This is a genomic window from Pseudomonadota bacterium, assembly GCA_034660915.1.
GTDB lineage: Bacteria > Desulfobacterota > Anaeroferrophillalia > Anaeroferrophillales > Anaeroferrophillaceae > DQWO01.
In genome coordinates, this window is the sequence record JAYEKE010000199.1 from 1 (window position 1) to 8646 (window position 8646).

General features: G+C 50.1%; 7 protein-coding genes. 1 reads left to right on the plus strand and 6 read right to left on the minus strand.

Features of this window, described 5'->3' with window-relative positions:
• From U9P07_11315 to U9P07_11340, 6 genes are all read right to left on the minus strand, one after another.
• Positions 1 to 391, minus strand: a 391-nt coding sequence (locus tag U9P07_11315; GenBank protein MEA2109997.1) for a transposase, incomplete at its 3' end; no start/stop codon positions are given.
• The gene (locus tag U9P07_11320) at positions 388 to 1704 is read right to left on the minus strand and encodes a restriction endonuclease subunit S (GenBank protein MEA2109998.1); all 1317 of its coding nucleotides are present in this window, start codon (positions 1702 to 1704) and stop codon (positions 388 to 390) included. The genes U9P07_11320 and U9P07_11315, both read right to left, overlap by 4 nt.
• Positions 1705 to 1734: 30 nt before the next feature.
• Entirely contained in the window at positions 1735 to 2895 is a 1161-nt protein-coding gene (locus U9P07_11325; protein MEA2109999.1) for a Fic family protein, read from the minus strand.
• A gap of 81 nt (positions 2896 to 2976) precedes the next feature.
• Positions 2977 to 3933, minus strand: a complete 957-nt coding sequence (locus tag U9P07_11330) for an N-6 DNA methylase (protein MEA2110000.1) — start codon at positions 3931 to 3933, stop codon at positions 2977 to 2979.
• Positions 3930 to 4157 carry a helix-turn-helix transcriptional regulator gene (locus U9P07_11335; GenBank protein MEA2110001.1) on the minus strand — a complete coding sequence of 76 codons (228 nt, stop codon included), beginning with the start codon at positions 4155 to 4157 and terminating at the stop codon, positions 3930 to 3932. The genes U9P07_11330 and U9P07_11335 overlap by 4 nt, the downstream gene beginning before the upstream one ends.
• 844 nt (positions 4158 to 5001) lie before the next feature.
• Complete coding sequence (locus tag U9P07_11340) at positions 5002 to 7845, minus strand: C25 family cysteine peptidase (GenBank protein ID MEA2110002.1); 2844 nt, start codon at positions 7843 to 7845, stop codon at positions 5002 to 5004.
• 463 nt (positions 7846 to 8308) lie between these two features.
• Between U9P07_11340 and U9P07_11345 the strand changes: the two genes are divergently transcribed.
• On the plus strand, positions 8309 to 8646 hold a 338-nt coding region (locus tag U9P07_11345; protein MEA2110003.1), incomplete at its 3' end, for a hypothetical protein.

Below are 8646 nucleotides of genomic sequence, written 5' to 3' on the forward strand. Positions count from 1 at the left end.
CCTTGTGTTCGCCCGTTTTGGGGTCGCCCGTTTTGGGGTCGCCCGTTTGGGGGTCGGTCGTTTTGGGATCGGTCGGTTTGGGATCGGTCGACGAATCAGGGCGAACACAAGGTTCGCCCCTACGGTGTAACATGAAAATGGCGTGAATGTGATTCGGCATTATAATAAACTGGTCCAATTCAATATGGCCAAAACGAATCGGCAATTCACCCCAAACGGATTCCACCATCCGACCGGCATCATTCAACACCATATCCCTATTCACGATTTCACCGAACAGACATTCCCGGTTTTGTGTGCAAATGGAAACGAAATATGCCCCGGCCTGTGAATAATCGTACCCTTTCAGGCGAATCGACCGGCGGCGATGAATATCGGGATTGTAGGTCATACCCCGGCCTCCTCAACGAACTTCTCCGCATCCGGGACCCGCAGTTCACCGGAAATGAGTTTAGGGAGCAGGGTGTCACGTAGAGAGGAAAGGAAAACTGATTCACGTTGATTTTGTAATAATCTTTCAAAAAATGGCTCAACAATCTGTTGATAACTCTCAATTGTCTCAGAATCAGGAATAAGAACCTTAATATTTGAAAATAGCGTCTTATTTAAGTTCAGCAAAACAGAGCCACCACTGCCACCAGCACGAATTTGATCTCCGAGTCTATTCAAAACCTGATAGCAATAGTAAGAGCTTCTTTTGCTTTTTGGGATTACGCTGTTTATTTGTTGGTTTGTTTGGGATCTCTTAGTTGTCATAACAACCAATCCCGGCGTAGCAATGCAACTAACGCAAATAGTTTTGGCTGGCAGGTATTTATTGCGTTGGGTATTTGCGCCTTTTGTAGAAAGATACTTTCCTGTCTGTGTGACAAAAACCTTACCATGCATATCTGGAATCGTGATAAAGGGGATGTCCTCTCCATAGTTTTCTGGATCTTTCGTGGGCGGAGTTTTGCCACAAATTACATTTCCCAAATCTGAAACCACGCCAACTCTCCAGCCCTTCGGAATCTCCCCTATCTCCGAGCCCTCAAAGCTATCGGGGAAGAGCGCGGCAATATCATCCGGCAGACCTGTCGGGCGGCCTTCGGCTTTGGCACGCACTGGAACGAAATCCACGAACCAGGACTTGAAGGTGGCACGAGCCGTGGCCTCCAGCGTCTGGTTCATCCGGCGGTTCAATTCGATCTTATCGTCCAGCGATCCGAGGATGTGGGCTATGGCGCGTTGTTCAGGGAGACGCGGATAGCTTACTTCAATGTTCTTGATACCATAAAGAGGCAATTTGGGCTGTGTTGATCCTACAGTGTTTCTTTGTATTTCATGCTGTCCTATCGAGGATTTCAAATAATAAGACAGATATTGTGAATCAACTGTAGTATCCTCGATTAATATCTTTGCTGCATTTTCTGTTAGATTTGCTGCATGCAATTCAGACGGAATGGTTGCGATCAACCCAATGGTTCCAACGATAGATATGACTACATCTCCAGACTCAACGATGTATCGCTTAATATTTGGAAACACTTCTTCAGGGACATAGAGTAAATTTGATAACGAAATTCTACCTTCCGTAAAGTCTACAACTCTGATATATGGATGAGTAGTCTTTTTTTCAGAGAGCCTCTTACCTTTTGGAAGGCGTTTCCCCCCTTTTACTTCTGCAAACTCCCCGATTTTCTTCAGTGTCCAATCACTCGCCATAGCCCAGGACCTCACACGTCATACTCTCCCTCATTTATCCGTCCCTTCATTCAAGATACTCAAATACTGCTGGTAGGCAAAAATCCGGTTGCGCTGCTGTCCGGTGATTTCACGCACGATATCGAGCGTTTCGAGCTGCTGCATGCCTTTGGAGCCGGCAGGAAAAGAAAGCCCGGTCGATTCACAAATCCGGTTCAGGGTAGCCAGGGGATGTTCGCAAAGAACACGAAAAACGCGCATAGTTGTAGAAGCGGATCGCCCCAGTGCTTGAATTTTCTGCTCATCCTGCTGAAAGAGGAATAACAACCTTTTGGCTGTTTCCACGGCGTTTGACGCGATCTGCTCGACACCTTCCAGGAAAAAATCAAGCCACGTCTCCCAATCGCCTTCGGTGCGAACCAGGTCCAGCAGGCGGTAATATTCCTGCCGATGCTGCTTGAAATAGAGGCTGAGATAGAGAAGCGGCTGGGATAGCAGCCTGTCGTGGTGCAAAATAAATGCAATGAGAAGCCGTCCGATACGACCATTTCCATCCAAAAAGGGATGGATCGTTTCAAACTGAACATGCGCCAGGGCCGCCTTGATGAGCGTGGGATATGGATTGTCTGAGTCGTGAAGGAAACGCTCAAGCTGCGCCATACATACCTCAACCTGACCGGGCGGGGGGGGAACAAAATGGGCATTGCCCGGGCGCGTTCCCCCAATCCAGTTTTGGGATCGCCGGAATTCGCCCGGGGACTTATCGCTTCCGCGGCCTTGCGATAAGAGGGTCCCATGCATTTCCCGAATCAGGCGGTTGGAGAGGGGAAAATCTTCCTGCAATCGTTTGAGCCCGTGATTGAGCGCCGCGACATAATGGGAAACTTCCAGCACATCGTCAATGGAGACCCCCAGTGCCTCTTCCATTTCAAAAAGCAGCAATTGGGCCAGTGATGATTGCGTGCCTTCGATTTGTGAAGAGAGTACGGCTTCACGGCGGACATAGGCGTAAAGGAATATGTTTGGATCGGGCAATAGCAAGGTCACGCTGTCTAGTCGACCCAGTGCCACCGTAGCGCGTTCCAGCAAACATTGACGCCGGTCAGTCAACGCCAATGCCGGTGAAGGTGGAAGCGGATTTGGAATAAACGCTCGTATTGTTTCTCCCCCAACGCTGGTTGTCTCGTATTGTCCGGTAGAACCACGCCTCATAATCCGATGTCTCCCTATTTGTCTCTCGTTAAATAAGCCCGGCGGCTATTAAACAAAACAAGCTTTTTGTTTAATAGCACATCACTCCCCATAGCCCAAGACCTCCAAATTCCTTTTGATGGTGGCTTCGAGCCGGTCCGCTTCGGCGAACTGCTCGTAGAGCGTGGCTGATAGTTCGGCCATCTTTTCCTCAAAAGGCACTCCGTCGTCCTCGATCTCGGCTGCGCCCACGTATCGGCCCGGGGTCAACACATAGCCGTGTTCCCTGATCTCATTGGTTGTGACGCTCTTGCAGAAACCCGGCACGTCCTGATAGGGCGGATGGCCATCCGCCCCTACACCACGCCAGGCATGGTAGGTAGCGGTGACCTTGTCGATCTCTTCGTCGGAAAAATCTTTGTGGGTGCGGTCGATGAGGCTTCCCAATTTGCGAGCGTCGATAAAGAGGGTCTGGCCGCGCCGGTCGCGTAAGGGCGACCGGCCGTGCGCCCCTACCTTGTTGCGGGCCAAGAACCACAGGCACACCGGAATCTGCGTCGTGTAAAAGAGCTGTCCGGGCAGGGCAATCATGCAGTCCACCAGGTCCGCCTCGATGATGTTCCTGCGGATTTCTCCTTCGCTGGTGGTGTTGGTGGACATAGACCCGTTGGCCATGACGAAACCGGCCACCCACGTGGGCGAGAGGTGGTGGATGAAGTGTTGAATCCAGGCGTAGTTGGCGTTGTTCACCGGCGGGATGCCGTATTTCCAGCGGGCCTCCTGCGGCACCCAGAAGATGTTGGTCGCCGCGTATTCGTCACGGTCTTCCGGGTCTGTATATTCAGTATCCTTCGTGGCCTCCAGCTGCTTGTACTTGGCCTGGAAGGCGTCCGAGATGTATTTGAGAAAAATCAATCCGAGAACCACATGCTTATACTCGGAGGCATCCATATGCCCCCGCAGCTTGTCGGCGGCAGCCCACATCTGGTTCTCAAAGCCGAGATTGGCACCGTTGCCTGTCTGCGTGCGGCCACGCACAGGCAGGTTATTCTTGCTCATTTATCGCCTACGGTCAGTTTCAGTTTCCCTCGCCGGGTCATCTTGGAGCAAAAGTTATCCAACTGCGCTTTGGCCAGCTTCGACGGTTTAACCAAGCCGTTTTCCCACCGGTTCACGGTGGCAAAGCTGATACCGAGTTCCCGGGCCAGGTCCTCCTGGCTCAGGGACAACTGCTTTCGGATTTCCTTCACCAATTCAGGAAGGCTCTGATCGTCTATTGCCATCATTTTTTCCTTTGCAAGCAATCTGCCTGCCGCACTTCGCCCCGCGCAGACAGGCCGGTATTCACCGCCTTTAATCACGAATGAGTGATTATAGCATTTGCAACAGCAGATGCAAATGAATTCTTGGCCCGTAATGTTCGTTTTGAAGTTGATTAACCCTGCTATTCTGAAGGCTAAGGAACGGCAACACCTCATCAATCATGAATCGGCTACCGAAAGGATATTTCGGCTATTTTCAGGCTACTGCCAGCGGAATTGGTCGACCCTTAATGCAAACGACCGGCTAAATAAAGAAATGTGAAAAACGGAGAATCGGAGAATTCCGCGTTTGTTTCGGGGTCCGAAGGCGGAAATCAGGTTAAATATTTGCCCCTGGACATGAAACAGGCGATTTGGCGGAGAATGGAGAATGCAGCCGGGAATGTCGGGTCTGGCGTAACTTTATGAAACCACTGCTCCAATAACAACGAAGCCCCGCATCACTGATGCGGGGATCTATCCTCCGTTAAGCAACCGGTTAGGAAACCGGTTGCATCCGTGGTTGGCTCCCCCTGGCATACTCATTTCGAAACAAATCGAAAACCATAAAAGAAACGATTTTAGTCGCTGAATCCAACATAAACAGCGGATTTTAGTGCCTCCATCAATTACAGATGGCAAGAGGTACTATTCTTAGTTGAAATTGAAATGACCTCCAACCTCTGATAAAGTGTTTTCAGCAAAAAACCAACATCAGAAAGAAAGAGGTCATCAATATCCAAGATGCCATGTTAAAATTATCGTTGGTCAATGTTAATGCCACAGCCCGAAGGCCTGGAACACTCCAGGAAAGAAACGCAATTTCCTACTGAACCTGGACAGTTACCGAGTCGTACCAGATGGTACCGTCAAGAGTCCCGTTCTGCTGATTGTCAAGGACAAAGTAAAAAGTATACTCCCCAAGCGGCAACACAGCCTTTAAAACCTCGATGGGGTTGGGAAGGAGAACGGGGGCTGCCTGAACACAGGTATGAATCCCAACCTGCCAGCCGGGGGGAAACACATAGGAAAACCATCCAAAAGGCGTGGAGGCCGCAACCCACCAGTCGCACCCATCATCCATGAGCACGCCGGGATCAAGCTGCACCGCTATGGTCACCTCTCCGCCAGCCGCCACTATAACCGCGTCATCCTTGCTATTTGCCAGAATACGAGGCGCAGGTGGGCGCTCCTTCTCGGCATAAAAGCCGAAGGGAGTATTATTCCACCAGGTAAGCCCGGCCATGGCATCCTTGGTCTGAGCAAAGAGATATCCCTCGAACTTCTGGTCGTCATTCAAGTCTGAAGTATCGGAGAAATCAATATACAACTCTATTTTGTGATCAGGCCAATCACTGGGCAGCGTTGTGGAGGCGGTCTTCACCGTACCCCTGACATTATACTCCGTACCGTTTCCGGCGGTATATCTTCCCGCCACGTTTCCGGAACCTAATATACTGAAATAGGGCTCCCAGAGTTCAAGAGTTCCCGGCCAGCCATCATGATCCATGCGGTAGGTTCCCAGGAAATCCGCCATGGAAACCGCGCCAGGAACAAAATTGGGACCGAGACCAATAAAGAGAGCATCTTTCCGGGCAAAAAAACCAAAGGGAATGTCGTTCCACCAAGTGAACCCGGCCATGGCATCTTTGGTCTGGGTGAAGAGATACCCCTCAAACTTCTGGTCATCATCCTGGCTCGGGGTATCGACAAAATCGATGTAGAAGCTGATCTTGTGATCAGGACCCCAGCTCGTGGAAATGGGATAGGTCGCTGTCCTCACGAAACCGCGCAACAAATGTTCCGCTCCGTCGCTGGAGGTATATTTCCCACCCATGTTTGGGGTTCCTTCAATAATATCACCGGCAGCTTTGCTCAGATTGAAGGTTCCCTGCCATCCGTCATGAACCATCTCATAGTGGTCTGTGAAATCCGCCCTCTGGATACGGGACACCCCGCCCAATCGAAGAGAAGGATCGCCGAAAAGCATGTATTTCTGGATATGGTGGAACATGGCCTGGGGAGTCCAGTCAGATCCCGTATTGAAGTCAATGTGAAAGTTGTTGTTGATATAGCGCCGGACAGCGTAGTTCCACAGGTAGCCAAGGATTGCCGGTTTAAGGCTATAGCGGTAGCCCTCAAAAAAGTATCGGTCCAAGGCCTGACTGCCACCTTGTGCCCCGGTATATGAACCAATGTAGCCGATGCCTCCGGCATCCCTCTTCACCAGAAATTCCTCAGCCATGGAATCCAGATCATAAATTGCACTCTGAATTGCAGCCGGTTCGGGGGATTGGTCGGCACTTGGATTCGCCGGCCAGCAACGATTGGCATCATTGTATTTCGGACACTGGACACTTCTAGTGAAGGTGTTCCCGTCAACGTCGAGAAAGCGGTCACCAAAATGAAACTGGGCCGTTGAGCAGGCCCCGGCAAAGACCACAGGGAGTTTGCCGGCATTATTAAGGGCAGCCACATTGGCAGAAGTATACGGTCCCCAGGTAGTCCTGCCTCCATGACCTGAAAAGTTCACAAAACCAACCCCACTATTGATCTCCGCACTGATATTTGCCGCAGTTGGCTCGGCATCCCCAAGACCCACGGGCAGTCCCTCAATTCGGGAGTCATAAAGTTTGGTTGAAGTCATTCCAACAGCCGTAAGCTTACCATCCACATCTTCCTTGGCGGACCAGCTTCCGGGATATTCATAGTATTTCCCGTCATTAGCCCTATATCCAGGCACGATGAGCACCGCGTTGTCGAACCAGGATGCCTTGTAGGCAGCGAACTCATAGCTGATTACTTTATTAACGTAGGTCGTCACCTCTGCCTCGGTGGATGCCGGAATCCGGCCCAAGGCAATATCGGGATAGAGATCCATCCCGTCAAGGTTGATGGCGGCCAGGGTTGAACCCGCAGTCCAGGTACCTCCCTGCATCTCACCGATGATACCGTCCCCATCACCATCCCAGTCATCAAAGGTGGTTCCGTCGGCAGCATAGAGATCGGCATAGTAGAGATCTGAAGGACTATAGCCATGTCCCCAGTGCGTGGGGTCGTAGATCATGCAGTAGCGGACCGGAAACCGGTCGCAATCACCCACCAGCATGACATACTTGATGTCACAGCTCTGTCGAAAAGACGCGATAGCCTTTTTGAGGCGCTCCTGATCATCCCGACCCTGATCATGAAAACGCTCCACGAGCCCCTGCCAGCTGTAGATTCTGGTGGGGATATCCGTATAATCCTTATGGGCCTTGAGAGGCGCAAGCTCATCGACAAAATCCTCATGGGCAATGATCAAAAGATCAAAGGGCACAAGGAACTCCAACATATCGGAGAGATCAGGAATGCCCTCAATCGGGCCGATTTTGGCAGCAATCCATGGCCTGTAGGCATAATCAAGATCCACCGATGGCGCGGCAGGCAACAGGCTCTCGCCCAGAGGCGTAGGGGAAACCAGCTCCGGCGCGATTGGTCGCACATAAGGGAGAATGAAATTGAAATCAAGGGGAGCAATAACAAGGTCATCAGCAATCACCGGATCTGCCAAGACCACATTATTGGCAATGGTTTCTGCAACACAGGACACTTGTGGAAACATCGACCCCAACAGACACCCCAGCCCGGTAAAAAAAATCGTTAAGACAGTAAGACTTTTTTGAATCATGGCTTCCCCCTTCCTTTGAAATCAAAATCTTCCTGGTCTGAGATATCCTCCAATCACACTGGTGAATATCTCAACCTGGAAATTTCCAGTGACGTTTCCGGTGAAACATAAAAGGTTACTTGCACCTTCCAGTGAGAAGCAGCCACTGATTCCGGTAAAGTCGGCCACCCAATCAAAGTTGCACTTATGAGTTGAATTCAAGCTATAATTTCAGTACGTTATAGTTAAAGATAACCATGATATAAGTAAAATCAAGTAAAAATAGGCTTTTAAATGAGATTTTTTTCTAACTCATTGTACCGTCCTTTTATTTCTTATAATTTAGGTGGTGCTTTCACCGTCACTGACCACAACTGGCATCAATGTGTCCATCTCTTGGACTGCGGTTCCCGGTGCAACCGGTTATAAATTGCTTTATGCCCCGTATCCTTACACCGGTCCAGAAACAATCGGAAGAATTGATATGGGAACTCAAACCAACTTGTCTGGTGATCTTTGGGAGGGGTCTGCCTTCTATGTTACTGTTAAAGCGTACGGGGCAGGAGGAGAAAGTGATTTTTCAAATATAGAATATTTTATTATTCCATCTACTAAAGTTGGCGTCTTTTATTACCCGTGGTACACCAATCCAGCTGTAAATGGATACTGGGGACATTGGGAATATGGTAATCAATTCTACCCTCCCCTTGATATCACCAGTGATTACTACCCTGTTCTTGGGGCTTACAGCTCTTCGGATCCGGCAGTAGTTTCACAGCATCTTTCCTGGTTGCGAGATTCAAAAGTGGGGGTCATTATTAC

Bases quoted from the DNA above. Each gene is read 5' to 3' on its own strand.
- U9P07_11325 (MEA2109999.1), bottom strand. From the start codon at position 2,895: ATGAGGCGTGGTTCTACCGGACAATACGAGACAACCAGCGTTGGGGGA.
- U9P07_11330 (MEA2110000.1), bottom strand. From the start codon at position 3,933: ATGAGCAAGAATAACCTGCCTGTGCGTGGCCGCACGCAGACAGGCAAC.
- U9P07_11335 (MEA2110001.1), bottom strand. From the start codon at position 4,157: ATGGCAATAGACGATCAGAGCCTTCCTGAATTGGTGAAGGAAATCCGA.
- U9P07_11340 (MEA2110002.1), bottom strand. From the start codon at position 7,845: ATGATTCAAAAAAGTCTTACTGTCTTAACGATTTTTTTTACCGGGCTG.
- U9P07_11320 (MEA2109998.1), bottom strand. From the start codon at position 1,704: ATGGCGAGTGATTGGACACTGAAGAAAATCGGGGAGTTTGCAGAAGTA.